At 63.9% G+C, this 17,186-nt stretch carries 14 protein-coding genes; 9 read left to right on the top strand and 5 right to left on the bottom strand.

Annotation, left to right across the window (positions count from 1 at the left end; genetic code table 11):
- Position 1: 1 nt before the first annotated feature.
- From ACQ4W4_RS25320 to ACQ4W4_RS25300, 5 genes are all read right to left on the bottom strand, one after another.
- On the bottom strand, positions 2-1,177 hold the full coding sequence (locus ACQ4W4_RS25320; RefSeq protein ID WP_436544298.1) for an efflux RND transporter periplasmic adaptor subunit: 1,176 nt from the start codon (positions 1,175-1,177) through the stop codon (positions 2-4).
- A gap of 73 nt (positions 1,178-1,250) precedes the next feature.
- Positions 1,251-2,729 carry an efflux transporter outer membrane subunit gene (locus ACQ4W4_RS25315; RefSeq protein WP_436544297.1) on the bottom strand — a complete coding sequence of 493 codons (1,479 nt, stop codon included), beginning with the start codon at positions 2,727-2,729 and terminating at the stop codon, positions 1,251-1,253.
- Positions 2,730-2,911: 182 nt separating this feature from the next.
- On the bottom strand, positions 2,912-6,133 hold the full coding sequence (locus ACQ4W4_RS25310; protein WP_436544296.1) for an efflux RND transporter permease subunit: 3,222 nt from the start codon (positions 6,131-6,133) through the stop codon (positions 2,912-2,914).
- A gap of 3 nt (positions 6,134-6,136) precedes the next feature.
- Entirely contained in the window at positions 6,137-7,309 is a 1,173-nt protein-coding gene (locus ACQ4W4_RS25305) for an efflux RND transporter periplasmic adaptor subunit (protein WP_436544295.1), read from the bottom strand.
- A gap of 238 nt (positions 7,310-7,547) precedes the next feature.
- Positions 7,548-7,973, bottom strand: coding sequence for a divergent PAP2 family protein (locus ACQ4W4_RS25300; protein ID WP_436544294.1), 426 nt, complete (start codon positions 7,971-7,973; stop codon positions 7,548-7,550).
- 248 nt (positions 7,974-8,221) lie between these two features.
- On the opposite strand from ACQ4W4_RS25300, the gene ACQ4W4_RS25295 reads away from it, so the two are divergent.
- From ACQ4W4_RS25295 to ACQ4W4_RS25255, 9 genes are all read left to right on the top strand, one after another.
- Complete coding sequence (locus ACQ4W4_RS25295) at positions 8,222-9,304, top strand: DUF475 domain-containing protein (RefSeq protein WP_436544293.1); 1,083 nt, start codon at positions 8,222-8,224, stop codon at positions 9,302-9,304.
- Positions 9,305-9,403: 99 nt separating this feature from the next.
- Positions 9,404-9,979, top strand: coding sequence for a TerD family protein (locus ACQ4W4_RS25290; RefSeq protein WP_070290657.1), 576 nt, complete (start codon positions 9,404-9,406; stop codon positions 9,977-9,979).
- 131 nt (positions 9,980-10,110) lie between these two features.
- Complete coding sequence (locus ACQ4W4_RS25285; protein WP_070224704.1) at positions 10,111-10,827, top strand: TIGR00266 family protein; 717 nt, start codon at positions 10,111-10,113, stop codon at positions 10,825-10,827.
- A gap of 98 nt (positions 10,828-10,925) precedes the next feature.
- Positions 10,926-11,963: an ATP-grasp domain-containing protein gene (locus tag ACQ4W4_RS25280; RefSeq protein ID WP_436544292.1), complete on the top strand. Its 1,038-nt coding sequence runs from the start codon at positions 10,926-10,928 to the stop codon at positions 11,961-11,963.
- Positions 11,960-13,117: a phosphoribosyltransferase domain-containing protein gene (locus ACQ4W4_RS25275; RefSeq protein ID WP_436544291.1), complete on the top strand. Its 1,158-nt coding sequence runs from the start codon at positions 11,960-11,962 to the stop codon at positions 13,115-13,117. Before ACQ4W4_RS25280 ends, ACQ4W4_RS25275 begins: the two co-directional genes overlap by 4 nt.
- Positions 13,095-13,847: an HAD family hydrolase gene (locus tag ACQ4W4_RS25270; protein WP_436544290.1), complete on the top strand. Its 753-nt coding sequence runs from the start codon at positions 13,095-13,097 to the stop codon at positions 13,845-13,847. Before ACQ4W4_RS25275 ends, ACQ4W4_RS25270 begins: the two co-directional genes overlap by 23 nt.
- On the top strand, positions 13,844-14,950 hold the full coding sequence (locus ACQ4W4_RS25265) for a cysteine protease StiP family protein (RefSeq protein WP_436544289.1): 1,107 nt from the start codon (positions 13,844-13,846) through the stop codon (positions 14,948-14,950). Before ACQ4W4_RS25270 ends, ACQ4W4_RS25265 begins: the two co-directional genes overlap by 4 nt.
- Positions 14,943-15,929 (top strand): HpcH/HpaI aldolase/citrate lyase family protein, encoded by a 987-nt coding sequence (locus ACQ4W4_RS25260; protein WP_436544288.1) that lies wholly within the window; start codon positions 14,943-14,945, stop codon positions 15,927-15,929. Before ACQ4W4_RS25265 ends, ACQ4W4_RS25260 begins: the two co-directional genes overlap by 8 nt.
- Positions 15,926-17,158 carry a TerD family protein gene (locus ACQ4W4_RS25255; RefSeq protein ID WP_436544287.1) on the top strand — a complete coding sequence of 411 codons (1,233 nt, stop codon included), beginning with the start codon at positions 15,926-15,928 and terminating at the stop codon, positions 17,156-17,158. Before ACQ4W4_RS25260 ends, ACQ4W4_RS25255 begins: the two co-directional genes overlap by 4 nt.
- The last annotated feature ends 28 nt before the right edge of the window (positions 17,159-17,186 follow it).

Here is a 17,186-nt window from a genome sequence, read left to right as displayed (position 1 = left end):
CTCAGTGTTCCTGCGGCGTGGGCTGCGGATTGTTGCGCGGCTCGACGACGTTGCTGATCACCACGGGACTGCCGTTCTTGAGCTTGATCTGCCCGCTGGTGACGACTTGCTGCCCCTCGGTGAGCCCCGTCAGCACGGCCACCTGGTCGCCGCGCGTTTCGCCCGTCGTGACGAACACTTGCCGCACCACCAGCTCGCCCGCCTTCGGCAGCGGGGCGGCGGGAGCGGCGCCGCCCGGCGCGGCGGCCTTGGGCGCCTGCTGCGCCGGCTGCACGACGAAGACGGTGGAACCATACGGGTTGTAGGTGATCGCCGTCTGCGGCAAGGTCAGGTACTGTTTCTTTTCTCCCACTTCCACCTTGACGTTGGCAAACATGCCCGGCAACAACTGCCGCTGGGGATTGGCCACCGTGGCCTCCACCTGCACATTGCGCGTGGCGGGGTCGACCTTGGAACTGATGGCGCTGACCTTGCCCGCAAACGCCGTGTTCGCATGCGCATCGCTGGACAGGTTCAGCACCTGGCCCACCTGCAGCCCGCCCAGCTGCTTTTGCGGAATATAAAAGTCCACATAGATGGGATCGATGGTTTGCAAGGTGACGATCTTGTCGCCGGGATTGAGGTACTGGCCCGGGTTGACCGTGGTGATGCCGAGCTTGCCCGCGAACGGCGCGCGGATGGTTTTCTTGTCTACCAGCGCCGCCTGCTGGGCCGCCAGGGCCTTGCGGCTTTTCACATCGGCCACGTCGTTGTCGACCTGCGCCTGGCTGATCGCCTGCACGGCAAATTGCTGGCGGTCGCGCGCCAGCACGGACGCGGCCAGTTCGGCCGCCGCCTCCAGGGCGCGCAATTGCGCCAGGTCGGCGTCCGCATTCAGCTGCAGCAGCACTTGTCCTGCCTTCACTTCCTGGCCGGACTTGAAATGGATAGACCTGACGAGACCGGCGATTTCGCTCGTCACGTCGACGCCGCGCACGGCCACCAGGGTCCCCACGGACGCCAGGTGCGGCTGCCACTCGACCTTGCGGATGACGGTCGCCGACACCGTTTCCGGCGTGGACTTGGGCGAACTGGCCATAAGCTGGCGGATGTGCAGGAAAAATCCCAGCGCCAGCAGGGCAATCAACAGCACCACCGCCCCCAGCATGATGAGCATGCGTTTCGTGCGTTTCGTCATGGATACGCTCCTTGTCGTTGCTTGCGGCTGCCATTGCGCATGTCGTGTTGCAAGACCTTGCCGTGCCAGCCCGTCAGTCTGCCGCCATGGAAACGGCCTGCAGCGCAGGACGGTTCCACCAGCCGCCGCCCAGCGCCTGGAACAGCGCGGCGCTATCGGCATAGCGGGCCGCCTGCGCCTGCACCAGCCCCACCCTGGCCTGCTGGTAGGTGCGCTGGGCGTCCAGCAGGCTCAGATAGCTGATGGCGCCCAGCTTGAATTGCTGCGTACTCAGCGCCAGCGATTCGCTGGCCAGCGCCTCCACCTCGGCTTGCTGCTGCAAGGCGGCCGCATCGGCCTCGAGGGCGCGCAAGCTGTCCGCCACATTCTGGAAGGCGGCCAGCACGGTGGCGCGGTAATAGGCCGCCGCGCCCTCGTAGGCGGCGATGGCGGCACGCCGCCGGGCGCGCAGCGCGCCCCCATTGAAAATGGGCTGGGCCAGCCCGGCCGCCGCGCCCCACACGGCAGAACTGGCGTGCAGCAGCGCGGGAACGCTGGTGGCCAGCGCGCCGACATTGCCCGTCAGGGTGAACTGGGGATACATGGCCGCCGTGGCGACGCCGATCTGCGCGCTGGCCTGCTGCAGCAGCGCTTCGCTGGCGCGGATGTCGGGACGCTGGCGCACCAGGGCCGACGGCAGGGAGACGGGCAAGTCCTGCGGCAGGCGCAGCGACGCCAGGTCGAATTCAGGCATGCCGGGCTCGCTGGGCAAGCGGCCCGCATACACGGACAGCTGGTGGCGCGTCAGGGCCAGCGCCTTTTCCAGCGGCGGCACGCTGGAGCGCGTCTGCGCCACCGTGTTGCGCTGGACCAGCACCGTGGCGCGGCCGATGGCGCCGAAGCGCAATTGCTGCTCGACCAGGTCCAGCTGTTTCTGCTGCGCGTCGAGTATTTCGCCGGTGGCCTGCAGCTGGGCGCGCAGCGACGCTTCGCGGATGGCCGCCGTCACGAGGTTGGCCGTCAGGGCCAGGTACGCCGCTTCGAGCTGATATTGCCGATAGTCGACCAGCGCCTGCAAGCCTTCCAGCTGGCGCTTGTTGCCGCCAAATACATCCAGCGCATACGACACATTCACCGAGGCATTGTACAAATTGAGGATGCCGCCCTTGCTTTCCAGGCTGCTGTTTTTTTCGCGGCTGACGCCCAGCCTGGCGCCCACCTCGGGGTACAGCAGGCTGCCGGACAGGGCGCGGTAGTTTTCATCGGCCTGGCGCAGGGCCGCCTGGGCCGACGCCAGGCCGGGACTGCGCGCCAGGGCGTCGCGCACGAGCTGGTCCAGCGCCGGCGACTGGAACAGCGACCACCATTGCGCGGGGATATCCTGGCCCGGCACGAAGCGCTGCGCCTGGCCGGCGGGACCTGGCGCGGCCACGGTTTGCGCCGGCAACGGCGTCGGCGTGTAGCGGTCGCCGCCGGGAGCGGCGGGAGGCCGGAAGTCCGGCCCGACGGCGCAGGCGGCCAGCAGGCATGCCATGAGGATGCCGAGACTGGAGTGCCGGAGGCTGGAGAACATGGTACTGGTCCGTTACGTTGCCGTGACACATTGCCGTTGAAAAATATCGAAAAAGTATCCCGATACCAGGCTGGCGATCCTGCCCACCCATCCTACGATTGTAGAGCACCGGACGTAAAAAGAGCCTTCCGAAGAAGGCTCTTTGACCTGGCACAAGGATTGCGCAGCCGAGGCTGCCTGACTTACTTTTGCAGGCTGACCGACGCCGCTTTCGGCGTGCGGCGTCCCATCAGGAACAGCACGGCCTTCTTCAGCATGCGGTAGACGAAGCGCACCAGCAGCAAGGTCAGCACGCACTCGATCAGGGTCAGGATCAGGGCGAAAGCCACAGGCATGCGCGCGGCGCGGCGGTGGAACTTGGCCACGGCGCCATCGCGGGCGATTTCGATGCTGTCATAGAAGGTCGGCACGACCAGCAGGGTCAGAATCGTCGAGGTGATGGTGCCGCCGATGATGGCGATCGCCAGTGGACGGTAGAACTCGCCACCCTCGCCCAGGCCCAGCGCCACGGGGAACATGCCGGCGATCAGCGCGAACGTCGTCATCAGGATGGGGCGCAGACGCATGCGGCCCGCATACATCAGCGCATCTTCGCGGCCATGGCCTTCTTCCTCGCGCTTGCGCGCCGCGTCGAGCAGCAGGATGGCGTTCTTGGCGACCAGCCCCATCAGCATGATGATGCCGATAAAGCTCATCAGGTTGAGGGTATTGTTCGTGATCACCAGCGCCACCACCACGCCGATCAAACTGAGCGGCAAGGACATCATCACCGCCACCGGCGCGGTAAATGAACCGAACTGCATGACCAGGATCAAATACATCAGGCCGATACCCATCACCAGCGCGATCAGCATTTCCGTGAACAGCTCCTGCTGGTCCTGGCCGGCGCCGCCCAGCGCCAGGCCGTAGCCGGGCGGGAAGTCGATGGAGTTGGCCAGCTTCATGGCGTCGCTCGTCACTTCGCCATTCGAGCGGCCCTGCGCATTGGCCGACACGGTGATCGTGCGCTTGCCATTCTTGTGCTCGATGCCGGACGGGCCCTTGCCCATGGTAATGGTGGCAATCTGGTCGAGCGGCACCATCTGCGAGGTGCCCGTCACGCTGATCGGCAGGCGCTCGATGTTTTCCGATGCCACGCGGTCGTCGGGATGCAGGCGCACGGCCACGTCGCGCGTCTCGCCCGTCGGATCGACCCAGTCACCCACTTCCACGCCGGCAAATGCCACGCGCAACGATTGCGCCGCGTCATTGACGGAAATGCCCATCGAGTTGGCCAGGCCACGGTTGAGCTCGATCTGCAGCTCGTTCTTCGGGTCCTGCTCGGACAGGCCCACGTCGACGGCGCCGGGAATGGCGCGCAGCTTGTCCATGTAGGCATTCGTGATTTCCATGAGCTTGCGCGAATCCGGGCCCGTGAATTCCACCTGGATCGGCTTTTGCGAACCGTTGCTCAAGTCATCCTGCACCACGTATTCGGCGCCCACCAGGCGCGACATCTTCTCGCGCAGCTCGACGGCGATTTCCTTGGCCGAACGCTTGCGGGTGTTGCGCTTGCCGATGTCGACATACACGCGGCCGCCGCCCGCGTTGATGGAGCTGTTGGTATCCTTGGTTTCAGGCAAGGTGCGCGCCAGCACGGCCGCCGCTTCCAGTTTCAAGCGCGAATACTCGATGCTGCTCGACGACGGCGTGCGCACATTGATCATCAGATTGCCCGAATCGGATGCCGGCAGGAAACTCGTGCCGCCATGCGTAGCGTGCAGGACGATGGCGCCCACCAGGCTGCCGAAGGCGATGACGGCCATCCAGCGGCGGTGATGCAGGGCCCAGGCGATCACGCGGCCGTAACGGTCGGCCTGGTGGTCGAACCAGTGATTGAATTTTTCCAGCACGCGGCCGATGCCTTTTTTCGGCGCCGAATGTTCCTCGACGGGGTCGCCCCAGTAGGCCGACAGCATCGGGTCGAGCGTAAACGAGATGCCCAGGCTGACGAGCACCGAGCACGTCACCGTCAAGGCAAACGGACGGAACCATTCGCCGGAGATCCCGGGCATGAAGGCCACGGGAATGAAGACGGCGATAATCGAGAAGGTCGTGGCGGCCACGGCCATGCCGATCTCGGCCGTGCCTTCCAGCGCGGCCGTGCGGCGGTCCTTGCCCATTTGCATGTGGCGCACGATGTTTTCACGCACGACGATGGCGTCATCGATCAGCACGCCGATGGCCAGCGACAGGCCCAGCAGGGTCATGAAGTTCAGGGTAAAGCCGCACAGCCACACGGCGATGAAGGCGGCAATCACGGACGTGGGCAGGCTCAGCGCCGTGATCAGGGTCGAACGCCACGAGTTCAGGAAGGCGTAGACGACAAAAATCGTCAGCACGGCGCCCAGCACCAGCGATTCGATCACATTGTTCAAGCTATGCTGGGCGTTTTCGCCGCCGTCGCGCGTCACTTGCAACAAGGTGCCTTTCGGCAAGGTCTTGTTGATGTCCGCCACCATGTCGCGGATCTTGTTGGCCACGCTGACGGTGGAAGCATCGCGCACGCGGGTGATCGAAATGCCCACGTTGGGCTTGCCGCTGCGCATGCTCAGGCTGTTGACTTCGGCAAAGCCGTCTTCGATGGTGGCCACTTGCGCCAGGCGCACGATTTCCTCGCCGCGGCGCTTGATCACCACCTTCTCGAAGTCGGCTGGTGATTCGATGCGGCCCACGAGGCGGATGCTTTTCTCATCCAGGGTGCCGCGCACCTTGCCCACAGGGGCATTCGTGTTCTGGTTGCGCAGGGCGGTGACGACGTCGCTGACGGAAACATTATATTCACGCAATTTTTCCGCCCGCAGCAGCACGGACAGTTCGCGCTTGAGCGAACCGCCCACGTTGACCAGCGCCACGCCATCGACGGTGCGGAAGCGGTCCGACAGCACGTCCTCGGCCAGGCGCGAAATTTCCGCATGGCTTTGCGAATTCGACGACAGCGCCAGCTGCATGATGGGCTCGGCGGCCGGGTCGATGCGCTGCAGGATAGGCTCGCGCATTTCCGTCGGCAACTTGTAGCGCACGGCGGCAATCGCATTGCGGATATTGTCGGACGCCTCGATCAGATTGGTATTGAAGGAAAACTTCAGGAAGATGCTGGCCGAACCTTCATTCGAGTCGCTGTTGACTTCGGTCACGCCGGAAATGCTCTGCAAGGACTTTTCCAGGCGGTTTACCACTTCGCGCTCGACCGTATCGGGCGATGCGCCAGGGTAGGGAATGCTGACGACGATGAACGGCACTTCGACGTCCGGGTTCTGGTTGACGCGCAGTTTCTTGAGCGCCAGCAAGCCGACGCACATCATGGCCAGGATCAGGACGATGGTGGCGGTGGGCCGCTTGATACTGAAATCGGAAAGGAACATGGCTTAGTTTCCTTTACCGGCAACGGCGGTGCTGCTGCTGGCCACGGCGGCGGCGGGCACGGCCTTGGCGGCCGTCAGCTCCACTTTCTGCCCATCCTTGAAGGTCGAGCCCGGCGTGCGCAGAACGGTATCGCCGCTGGCCAGGCCGCTTTGCACTTCCCACTGGCCCGTGCGCACGTCGCGCGCGCCGATGCGCAAGTTAACTTTATGCAAGGCCTTGTCCTTGACTTTCCACGTGTACGTGACGTCGCCGGCCTTGACCAGGGCCGAGTCGGGGATCATCAGCGCGCTGACGGTTTCCGTCTCGATGCGCCCTTCCGCGTACAGGCCCGCCACGCGCGGCTGTTGCTTGTCATTGAAATCGACCAGCACGGCCACCTGGCGCGTGACGGCGTTGGCGGCAGGATCGACGCGGCGCACCTTGCCCGCGAAATCCTGGCCAGGATAGCCATTGATGCGGAACAGCACGGGCTGACCCACCTTGACGACGCCGATCTTGTCGGCCGACACCAGGCCTTCGAGGCGCATGCTGGTCGGATCGATGACCTTGATCAATTCCTTGCCGATTTGCGCCGTATCGCCATTCGATACCTTGCGCTCGCTCACGATGCCGTCGAACGGGGCGCGCACGAGGGTGCGCTGCAACTGCTGGCGCGCCTGGGCGGCGCGGCTTTTCGCGGCGGACAGATCGCTTTGCGCATTGTTGCGGCGGATTTCCGCGTCTTCCAGCGCCTGCGTCGACGTCATGCCCGAGGCGCGCAGGGTTTTCATGCGCTGGAACATGCGTTCGGATTGCTCCAGCACCTGGCTCGAGGCGCGGCTGGCTTCCTCGGCCGAATTGAGGCTGTCGCGGATGGCCGTTTCGTCCAGGCGCACGAGCACGTCGCCCCGTTTGACGATCTCGCCGTTTTCCTTCAGTACCTGGATCACCACGGCCGACACTTCGGCGCGCAAGTCCGCGTTGCGTTCGGGCTGCACGGAACCGGTGATGACAGGGCCCGACGCCAGCGCATTGCTCTGGATGGTCAGCAAGTCTTCCGGGGACACCAGCAGATTAACGCTAGCGCCCGCCTGTTCCTTGCCATCCTTGCCGCCCTTGCCGGGATCTTTGGACTCTTTGCCGCAGGCGGCCAGGGCAGAAGCGATTGCCAGAACAAACAGGGTTTTGCGCAACATGGGTAATTCTCCGGATAGATAGCGCCACGGCCGTCCCGGCGGCCCGGATAGGACTGCAGGCGATGGCAGGCATATATTTTTATTAAAACCACAAGCGCCAAAGTATCCATGAGCGCATCCGGGCATGTCAATCGGCCGTTTCCTGTAATGCTTTAATCAGTGGATGAAACGTAGTTTTTGCGCCCTGAAACGCAAAACCCCGCCTTCAGGCGGGGTTTGTACGGGAGGAAACGAGTGCTTAGCGGGCAAACACGGTATGGATCAGGAAACCGATGGCCACGCCCGTGCACAGGCCGCCGGCGATTTCCACCAAGGTATGGCCCATGCGCTCGCGCAAGGTCTTGTGTGCGGCGCTGGCCGATTCCCCCGCCAGGCGGTTGATGGCGGCCGCCTGCTTGCCCACGTGCTGGCGCAGGCTGTTGGCGTCGATGATGACGATGAAGGCCAAGGTCACGGCCACGCCGAAGGCGGGATGGCCTATGCCTTCGCGCAAGGCGATCAGGGTGGCCATGCTGGACACGACGGCGCTATGGTTGCTGGGAAAGCCGCCATTGCCGACCAGGCCGAACGCCCATTGCCGTGTGCGGACACTGTTGATCAGGAATTTGATCGGTCCGACCAGGATCCAGGTGATCAGGGGCGTGACGAGGTAAGCGATATCCACGGGGTATTCCTTCTTATATGTGTCTGTAAAGTGTGTGAGGGACTGCGGCAGCCGGATGGGCGCGCCGCAATTATCGCAGATCGCCCGCGCCAGCAGAACTGTCTGTCGTCCGTCTATAAAACGCCGCCCCGGACGGCAACTAATATAAAATCATGGCATATACAACAATTGACGTATATCAACACTGAGCGCGGCGCGCACGGCGGCGCGGATAATCAAACGTCTTTCATACTTGCAACGGGGTACTCATGCGGCATTTCAGAATTTCCTTTTTAGTCACCTTTATCCTGATGGCGGTGTCGGGCTGGTGGGGTTACAGCCATGGCGGCATGCCCGGCCTGATCAATGCCCTGTGGATCACGGGCGTGCTGGGCGTCATGGAAGTGTCGCTGTCGTTCGACAATGCCGTGGTGAATGCCTCCGTCTTGCGCCACTGGAATGAATTCTGGCAAAAACTGTTCCTCACGGTCGGTATCCTCGTGGCCGTTTTCGGCATGCGGCTGCTATTCCCGCTCGTCATCGTTTCCGTCGCCACGGGCCTGGGCCTGGTCGACGTGTGGACCATGGCCACCACCACGCCGGACGTGTACGCCAAGCACCTGACGGACAACCATGCGCAAGTGGCGGCCTTCGGCGGCGCCTTTTTGCTGCTGGTGTTCCTCAACTTCCTGTTCGACGACGAGAAGGAATTGCACTGGCTGGGCTGGGCCGAGGAAAAAGTCAACGCGCTGGGCACGGAAAGCCTGGCCGTCCTGATCACCATGGGCGCCGTGGCCGCCTGCGTGGCCATGGGCCCGGCGGAAGCCAAATACAGCGTGCTCGCGTCGGGCATCGTCGGCATCGCCGTCTACATCGGCGTGAACTGGATCAGCGGCTTGCTGGAAGAAGGCGAGCCGGACTTGCAGGATGACGCCGAGGAAGGCGCCGCGCCAGCCAGGAACGGCAATGGCGACCTGGTGAAAACCGTGGCGCGCGGCAGTATCGGCGGCTTCCTGTACCTGGAAGTGCTGGACGCCTCGTTCAGCTTTGACGGCGTGATCGGCGCCTTTGCCATTACCAACGACGTCGTCATCATCATGCTGGGCCTGGCCATCGGCGCCATGTTCGTGCGCTCGATGACGGTGTACCTCGTGCACAAGGGCACGCTGGACGAGTTCGTCTACCTCGAGCACGGCGCCCACTATGCGATCGGCATCCTTGCCTTGATCATGCTGGCGTCCGTCAAGTACCATATTCCGGAGTGGTTCACGGGCCTGTCGGGCGTGGCCTTCATCCTGGTCTCGCTATGGTCGTCCCTGCGCTATCGCAAACGGCACGCGGCACAAGCTTGAAATCGGGGGTTCCGCCCCCAATTGAGAGAGTGATGGCACGAGCGCCTTGCGCTCATCCCATGCAGGCATGATCAAGTTTACTTATTTAAGGAGCACCACATGGCAATCAGTTTGCAAAAAGGCGGCAACGTCAACCTGAGCAAGGAAGCACCGAACCTGAAGAAGATCATCGTCGGCCTCGGCTGGGATCCTCGTTCGACGGACGGCGCCACCTTCGACCTTGACGGCAGCGCTTTCCTCCTGAAAAACGACGGTAAAGTCCGTGGCGACTCTGACTTTATCTTCTACAACAACCTGAAGTCGACCGACGGTTCCGTCGTGCACACGGGCGACAACACCACGGGCGAAGGCGAAGGCGACGATGAGCGCATCGAAATCGACCTGACCCGCGTGCCAGCCGACATCGACCGCATCAGCATCACCGTCACCATCCACGACGCCGACGCGCGCCGCCAGAACTTCGGCATGGTCTCGAAAGCCTTCATCCGCTGCCTGAACGCGGAAGGCGAAAAAGAAATCGCCCGCTACGACCTGTCCGAAGACAGCTCGACGGAAACGGCGATGATCTTTGGCGAAATCTACCGCTACAACGGCGAATGGAAGTTCAAGGCCATCGGCCAGGGCTTCAACGGCGGCCTCGGCCCCCTCGCCCGTTCTTTCGGCGTGAACGCTTAAATTCACACGCGTTAAACCTGCTGCGCCGCGCATGGAGCGTGCGCGCGGCGGTTTTCCAAGGTGAATTGCACTTTTGTCATATCATTACTGCCGCCTGCACAAATCAGGCGGCTTTTTTTTGGAGATTTATCATGCCAGTATTTAGTGTCACGGGCGACGTCGATCCCTTCCTCCACGTCAGCATGAAACAGGGCGAAACCATCTATTGCGAATCGGATGCGATGGTGATGATGGAAACGGCGCTGGATTTGAAGGGCAAGATGACGGGCGGCCTGGGCAGCGCCATCATGCGCCGCTTCGCCAACGGCGAATCGTTCTTCCAGCAGCATATCGAAGCGGTGCGCGGCAGCGGCGACTGCCTGCTCTCGCCCACCCTGCCGGGCGCCATCGAAGTGGTCGACGTGGGCGCGCGCCAGTACCTGCTCAACGACGGCGCCTTTGTCGCCGCCACCTCGGGCACGGAAATGAAGGTGCGCACGCAAAGCATCGGCAACGCCTTGTTCGCCCAGTCGGGCGGCTTCTTCGTCATGGAGACTGCCGGCACGGGGCAAGTGGTGGTGTCGGGCTTCGGCTCCATGTTCCAGCTCGACGTCGAGCCAGGCAAGGATGTCGTGATCGACAATTCCCACGTGGTGTGCTGGGACAACAGCCTGAAATACGAGATTTCCGTGACCACAGGCGGCGGCTCGGGCGGCGGCGGCATCGGCGGCTTCCTCGGCAATATCGTCAACAGCGTGACCAGCGGCGAAGGCATCGTGCTGCGCTTTTCCGGCTCGGGCAAGGTGTTCATCTGCTCGCGCAACCGCGACGCCTTCCTCAAATGGACGGCGTCCGGCAAAGCCGGCTGATTCCCCCTCCTCTATAAGGCCAGGTTAAGTCTGGCCACTTAGAATCCCCGCGCGCGCACCTGCGCGCGGCTTTCCCTATTTCCACCCGGTCCCCGTACATGCAAAGAGTCTGGTTCAACAAAACATTTTCCTCGGTCGGCACGGCGATGCGCCTGATCCGCGAAGCCGATATGGCCGCGACCAGTGGCGCGCCCCGCTATCACATCGTGTGCAGCAATACGAACGCGCATGCGGCGGCCTTCCTGTCGGCCCACGAGTATGCGGTCGAACCGTCGGGCCTGACGGGCCACAACTATGTCGAGTGGTGCCTGGAATTTTGCCGCGACCGGGGTATCACGATTTTCTGGCCCGGCAAGGAAGCTGGCCTGATCGGCAGCGCCAGCGCGCGCTTCGCCGCCATCGGCACGCGCGTGCTCAGCGTGGCCAGCGAAGACACCCTGGCCCTGATGCACGACAAGGCGCGCTTCTGCGAGGGCCTCGACCTGCCCATGGCGCGCCCGGCCGACTACCGCGCCGTGACCACCATTGCACAATACGACGCCGCCTACGCCGAGCTGCGCCCTCGCTACCCCAAGCTGTGCATCAAGCCGTCCGAATCCGTGTATGCCCTGGGCTTTGCCATACTCGATGAAGAGCGCAGCACCGCCCAGCTGCTGCTGGCCGGCGCCGCCTACCAGGTCAATGCGCAAGAGCTGCGCAACGGCCTGGCGCAGATGGAAACGTTCAAGACCCTGCTGCTGATGGAATACCTCGACGGTCACGAATACAGCGCCGACTGCGTCGCCGACCAGGGCCAGCTCATTTGCGCCGTGCCGCGCAAGAAGCTGCATGGGGGCGGCAGCGGACAGCTGATCGAACTGCGCGCCGACCTGCTGGCGGCCTGCGACAAACTGGCGCGCGACTACCGCCTGAATGGCGTCTTCAACATCCAGTTCCGTGAAGGCGCGAACGGCCTGGCACTGCTGGAGATCAACCCGCGCATGTCGGGCGGCATCGGCATGGCTTGCGCGGCCGGTCCCAACCTGCCCTACCTGGCGCTGGCCGGCTTCGACCAGGGCTTTGACAAGCTCACCGTGCCCGCCATGCGCGATGGCATGCGCGTGGGGGAAGCCGCCTGCGCCGTGGAGCTGCCATGAACCTCGTCAAGCAGCAGATGCCCACGGGCGAACTGACCCTGAAAGTGGACGAGGCGCGCTTTCCGCTGGACTGGCTGATCGGCTTTGCCGCGCGCGCCAACGCCAAGCGCGGCTTTTTGTTCCTCTCGAAGGTGCTGGGCAAGCACTGGCCCGTCACGCCGCGCGCCATGCAAACCATCCACGACGACCTGGCCGCGCAGATCCCCCCCAGCCTGCCCGGTCCCGTGGTCTTCATCGCCATGGCGGAAACGGCCGTCGGCCTCGGCCAGGGCGTGTTCGAGGCGTGGCTGCGCGCCAATCCGAATGGCAAGGCGCTGTTCCTACACAGTTCGCGCTACCGCGTAGGCACGGTGCCCTTCTTCGAATTCGAGGAATCGCACAGCCACGCGCCGCGCCAGTTCCTGCACCTGTCGGACGCGGCCAGCGCCCTGTTTTCCACGGCGCGCAGCCTGGTGCTGATCGACGATGAAGCATCGACCGGCAACACCTTCGCCAATCTGGTGCAAGTGTGCCGCGCGCGCTATCCGCAGCTGGAAAAACTGCACCTGGGCGTGATCACCAATTTCATGGGCCAGGCCGCCAACGCGGGCTTGAGTGAGCGTTTCGGCCTGCCCACGACCATCGGCGCGGCGCTGTCCGGCCAGTACGCCTTCCAGGCCGGCGACGCGCCGGCTCCCGTGGCGGCCAGCGCGCAGCGCTTCGAGGCGAATGCGGAACGTGGCGCCAGCCCCGCGTTCGGGCGCATCGGCGTGGGCCGCGCCCTGGCGCCGCCGCAAGGCCTGGCGGTGCAGCTGGCGCAGGAAATCGGCGCCGGCGACTCCGTGCTGGTGCTGGGCACGGGCGAATTCATGCACCCGTCGTTCCTGCTGGCGCGCGAACTCGAAGCGCTGGGCAAGAACGTCGTGGTGCAGTCGACCACGCGCTCGCCGATTTTGTCGTGGGGCTCCGTCGGCCATATCGTCCGCTGCGACGACAATTACGGCGAAGGCATCGCCAACTACCTGTACAACGTGGCGCCTGGCCAGTACCAGCACGTTTTCATCTGCCATGAAACCCCGGCCAGCCCCGCCCTCATGCAACTCGCCGGCCAGTTGAACGGCCGCCTGTTCCACTTTCAGTCAGAGACCAAAATTGAAGAAATTCCTGTTTGTTGATCTGGACGACACACTGTTCCAGACCCCGAAAAAATGCCTTGGCGAGACCGACCTGCAGCCGGCCGCCTATCTGAAAAATGGCGACGCCTGCTCGTTTACGACGGCGCGCCAGCGCGCCTTCTTTGAATTCGCGCAAAGCGGCATGACCCTGATTCCCGCCACGGCGAGAAACGGCGACGCCTTCCGCAGGGTCGACCTGCCGTTTACCAGCTATAGCGTGCTCGATTACGGCGGCATCGTGCTGCAGCCGGGCGGCGCGCTCGACGCTGGCTGGCTGGCCCTGATGCAGGACGACATGCAGACGGCCCTGCCCGGCCTGCGGGACGCCATGCGCATCATCGACGATTTCCAGATCAAAACAGGCATGCCCTCGCGCGCGCGCCTGATCGAAGACTACAACACGCCGTTCTACATCGTCGTCAAGGACCATGAAGCGCGCGGCGAGCGCCTGGCCGACATAGAAGAACAGGTGCTGCAACAGTGGATCGCCACCGAAGGCGCCGACTACTTCATCCACCGCAACGGCAACAACCTGGCCGTGCTGCCCAAGACCCTGAACAAGGCGCGCGCCGTGGCCTACCTGCGCGCGGAACTGGAAGCCGAACACGGCCCCATCGTCAGCTTCGGCATGGGCGACAGCCGTTCGGACGCCCGCTTCATGGCCGCCTGCGACTACGCCATCATCCCCAACGGCACCCAGCTGGCGGCACTCACGGTGGCGGCGCTATGACCGACAGCACGCAGCATTTCAGCGGCAGCTACCGGCAGGAAGACGTCCAATTTCTTCTCACGCCGATGGCGCTCGAACCCATCCTCGACCTGGCCGAAAAAGAGCGGCTGATCCAGTCTGGCCAGCGCCACTACAGCGAAATGCTGTCGCCGGAATCCCTGCCCTCGCCCGCCTACCTGGCCCTGTTCCGGAGCGCGTTCGCGGCCAACCGCCTGCAGATGGCGCGCGACTGCCTGCGCCTGGCGGCCCTGATCGCGGCGCGCCGCACGGGGCCCGTCACGCTGGTGTCGCTGGCGCGCGCCGGCACGCCCGTGGGCGTCATTCTGGGCCATTTGCTGCGCCAGGTGTTCCAGCGCGAGTGCAGCCATTATTCCGTTTCCATCATCCGCGACCGCGGCATCGATGCGAACGCCTTGAAGCACATCCTGGCGCAGGGCCATGCTGCCGAATCCATCGTCTTCGTCGACGGCTGGACGGGCAAGGGCGTGATCTCGCGCGAGCTGCGCCAGACGGTGAACGATTTCAACGCGGCGCATGGCACGGCGATCGACGGCGGCCTGTTCGTGCTGTCCGACCTGGCAGGCACGGCCGCCTGCGCCGCCTCGTCGGGCGACTACCTGATTCCGTCGAGCATCCTGAACGCCACCGTGTCGGGCCTCGTCAGCCGCTCCGTGTTGAATGATGCCATCGGTCCGGACGACTTCCACGGCTGCGTGTACTACGCGCAGTTCGAGCAGCACGACCAGTCGCGCGCCTTCGCCGACGGCCTGGTGGCCGACGCCATGGCGATTGCCGCCAGCAGCGGCATCCCGCTGGCCGAAGCGAGCGATGCGCCAGCCATGGCGGCCCGCTCGCAAGCCTACATGGCCGCGGCGCAGCAGCAATACGGCATCAGCGACATCAACCTGATCAAGCCGGGCATCGGCGAAGCGACGCGCGTGCTGCTGCGCCGCGTGCCCGAACGCCTGATCGTGCGCGACACGAATGCGCCGGACGTGGCACATTTGCTGCTTCTGGCGCAGGAAAAAGCCATACCCGTCACAGTAGAACCGGCGCTGCCTTACCAGGCGGTCGCCCTTATCAGGAGCGCAGTCGATGGATAACAACTCCCTACACCCGCAAAGCGAACATAAAGCGGCGCTGGGCGCCTCCATGTATGTGCCGACCACGCACAAGGACTTGCTGGCGATCGCCAATGGCGACAAATTCAGCCATTTGCGCTCGGTCATCCTTTGCACCGAAGACGCCATCGCCGAACGCGACCTCAGTTACGCGCTGTTCAACCTGTCGCTGGCGCTGCAAAACATGGCCGACGAATCGGACACCTTGCGCTTCGTGCGCGTGCGTAATCTCGAGGTGCTGGCGCGCGTGCTGGCCATGCCGGGCGCCGACAAATTGAGCGGCTTCGTGCTGCCGAAATCCACGCGCCACAACTTCGCCGCGTATTTCGAGCTGGTGCGCCACACGCATCACCTCTTGATGCCGACCCTGGAAACGGCGGAAGTATTCGACGACGAGGAAATGAAGCAGTTCCGCATCATCCTGTCCGCGCCGGAAGTGCGCCGCCGCATCCTGGCCCTGCGCATCGGCGGCAACGATTTATTAGCCCTGCTGGGCTTGCGCCGCCCCACCAGCGGCACGATTTATTCAACGCCGCTGGGCCAGGTCATCGGCCGCCTGGTCACCATCTTCAAGCCGCACGGCTTCCAGCTGACGGCGCCCGTCTTCGAGCACCTGTCGCAGGGCAGCTGGCTGGACGCCGAAGTGGCGCAGGACATGGCGCATGGCATGATCGCCAAGACGGCCATCCACCCCGACCAGGTGCCGCAGATCGAGCGCCACTACCAGGTGGCGCAGTCGGACATCGAACTGGCGCTGCGCATCATCGACCCGGACAGCCCGGCCGTGTTCCGCATGCAGGAATCGATGTGCGAAGTGGCCACGCACAGCAGCTGGGCCCTGCGCATCATCGAGCAGGCGCGCCTGTTCGGCATCCGCCATGCGCCCGACAACGCCGCCGCACACCATTCGAATACCTCATTGACTCAACTCTCAAGCGACGAAGGGATTGCACGACCATGACCAATTTCACACGCGGACAAAAAGGCAAACTGGCAGACCTGGGCTTGAACGGCCCGTTTGCCGTCACGCTCGATATCGTATCGGGTTCGATGGAAGTGGACGTCAGCTGCTTCGGCGTCGATGCGGCCGGCAAGCTGTCGGACGACCGCTACATGGTGTTCTACAACCAGAAAAGCGCGCCGGACAACGCCGTCACGGTAGAGCTGAACGGCCCCCGCTCCGTCTTCCAGGTGGACCTTTCCCGCCTGCCCGCCTCGATCGACAAGCTGGTCTTCACGGCGGCGACGGAACAGGGCAGCATGCGCGCGCTGGGCAACTCCAGCATGGCGCTGGGCCAGGCGGCCACGTTCGCCTTCACGGGCAATGACTTCCAGGATGAAAAAGCCGTCATCATCGGCGAACTGTATCGCCGCGACGGCAGCTGGCGCTTCGGCGCCGTGGGCCAGGGTTTCGCGGGCGGCCTTGCGGCGCTGCTGAAGCACTTCGGCGGCAGCGAGGCGGCGCAATCGGCCCCGGCGCCAGCACCCACGCCGGCGGCCCCGCCGGCGGCGAATAAAATCTCGCTGTCGAAGATTCGCCTGGAAAAACGCGGCGACAAGATCTCGCTCGACAAGCGCGACAGCGGCGGCTACGGCCGCATCCGCGTCAACCTGAACTGGAACCAGAACGCGTCGCAAGGCCAGGCGCCCGCCTCCAAGCTCGACACGGGCTTCCTGGGCAAGCTGTTCAACAAGCCGGCCGGCCGCGCGGGCGGCATCGACCTCGACATCGGCTGCCTGTTCGAGATGAGCAATGGCAGCAAGAGCGCCGTGCAGGCGCTGGGCAACAGCTGGGGCGCCTACGACCGTCCGCCGTACATCCACCTGGAAGGCGACGACCGCACGGGCAGCGTCAGCAGCGGCGAAAACATCTTCATCAACGGCACCCATTTCGACCAGATCAAGCGCGTGCTCGTGTACGCCTTCATCTACGAAGGCGTGCCGAACTGGGCCGCCACGGATGGCGTCGTGACGATCGAGATTCCCGGCCAGCCGACGGTGGAAGTGCGCCTCGACAGCGACAGCCAGCACGCCATGTGCGCCATCGCCATGCTGGAAAACCACGGCGGCAACCTGCAAGTGACAAAATTGGTGGAATACTTCGGCGGCCAAGGTAAAATCACGGCGCACCAGGCCATGGACGAACGCTACAATTTCGGCTTGAACTGGAAAGCCGGACGGAAAGACTAACTCTTTCTCCACCTAAACAATTCACCCC

The sequence above is a fragment of the Janthinobacterium glycogeni genome, from assembly GCF_051380725.1.
Classification (GTDB): domain Bacteria; phylum Pseudomonadota; class Gammaproteobacteria; order Burkholderiales; family Burkholderiaceae_D; genus Janthinobacterium.
This window is presented reverse-complemented; position numbering and strand designations above follow the sequence as displayed.

Excerpts from the sequence above, each read along its gene's own strand:
- ACQ4W4_RS25320 (WP_436544298.1), bottom strand. The coding sequence starts at position 1,177 with ATGACGAAACGCACGAAACGCATGCTCATCATGCTGGGGGCGGTGGTG.
- ACQ4W4_RS25315 (WP_436544297.1), bottom strand. The coding sequence starts at position 2,729 with ATGTTCTCCAGCCTCCGGCACTCCAGTCTCGGCATCCTCATGGCATGC.
- ACQ4W4_RS25310 (WP_436544296.1), bottom strand. The coding sequence starts at position 6,133 with ATGTTCCTTTCCGATTTCAGTATCAAGCGGCCCACCGCCACCATCGTC.
- ACQ4W4_RS25305 (WP_436544295.1), bottom strand. The coding sequence starts at position 7,309 with ATGTTGCGCAAAACCCTGTTTGTTCTGGCAATCGCTTCTGCCCTGGCC.
- ACQ4W4_RS25295 (WP_436544293.1), top strand. The coding sequence starts at position 8,222 with ATGCGGCATTTCAGAATTTCCTTTTTAGTCACCTTTATCCTGATGGCG.
- ACQ4W4_RS25290 (WP_070290657.1), top strand. The coding sequence starts at position 9,404 with ATGGCAATCAGTTTGCAAAAAGGCGGCAACGTCAACCTGAGCAAGGAA.
- ACQ4W4_RS25285 (WP_070224704.1), top strand. The coding sequence starts at position 10,111 with ATGCCAGTATTTAGTGTCACGGGCGACGTCGATCCCTTCCTCCACGTC.
- ACQ4W4_RS25280 (WP_436544292.1), top strand. The coding sequence starts at position 10,926 with ATGCAAAGAGTCTGGTTCAACAAAACATTTTCCTCGGTCGGCACGGCG.
- ACQ4W4_RS25275 (WP_436544291.1), top strand. The coding sequence starts at position 11,960 with ATGAACCTCGTCAAGCAGCAGATGCCCACGGGCGAACTGACCCTGAAA.
- ACQ4W4_RS25265 (WP_436544289.1), top strand. The coding sequence starts at position 13,844 with ATGACCGACAGCACGCAGCATTTCAGCGGCAGCTACCGGCAGGAAGAC.
- ACQ4W4_RS25260 (WP_436544288.1), top strand. The coding sequence starts at position 14,943 with ATGGATAACAACTCCCTACACCCGCAAAGCGAACATAAAGCGGCGCTG.
- ACQ4W4_RS25255 (WP_436544287.1), top strand. The coding sequence starts at position 15,926 with ATGACCAATTTCACACGCGGACAAAAAGGCAAACTGGCAGACCTGGGC.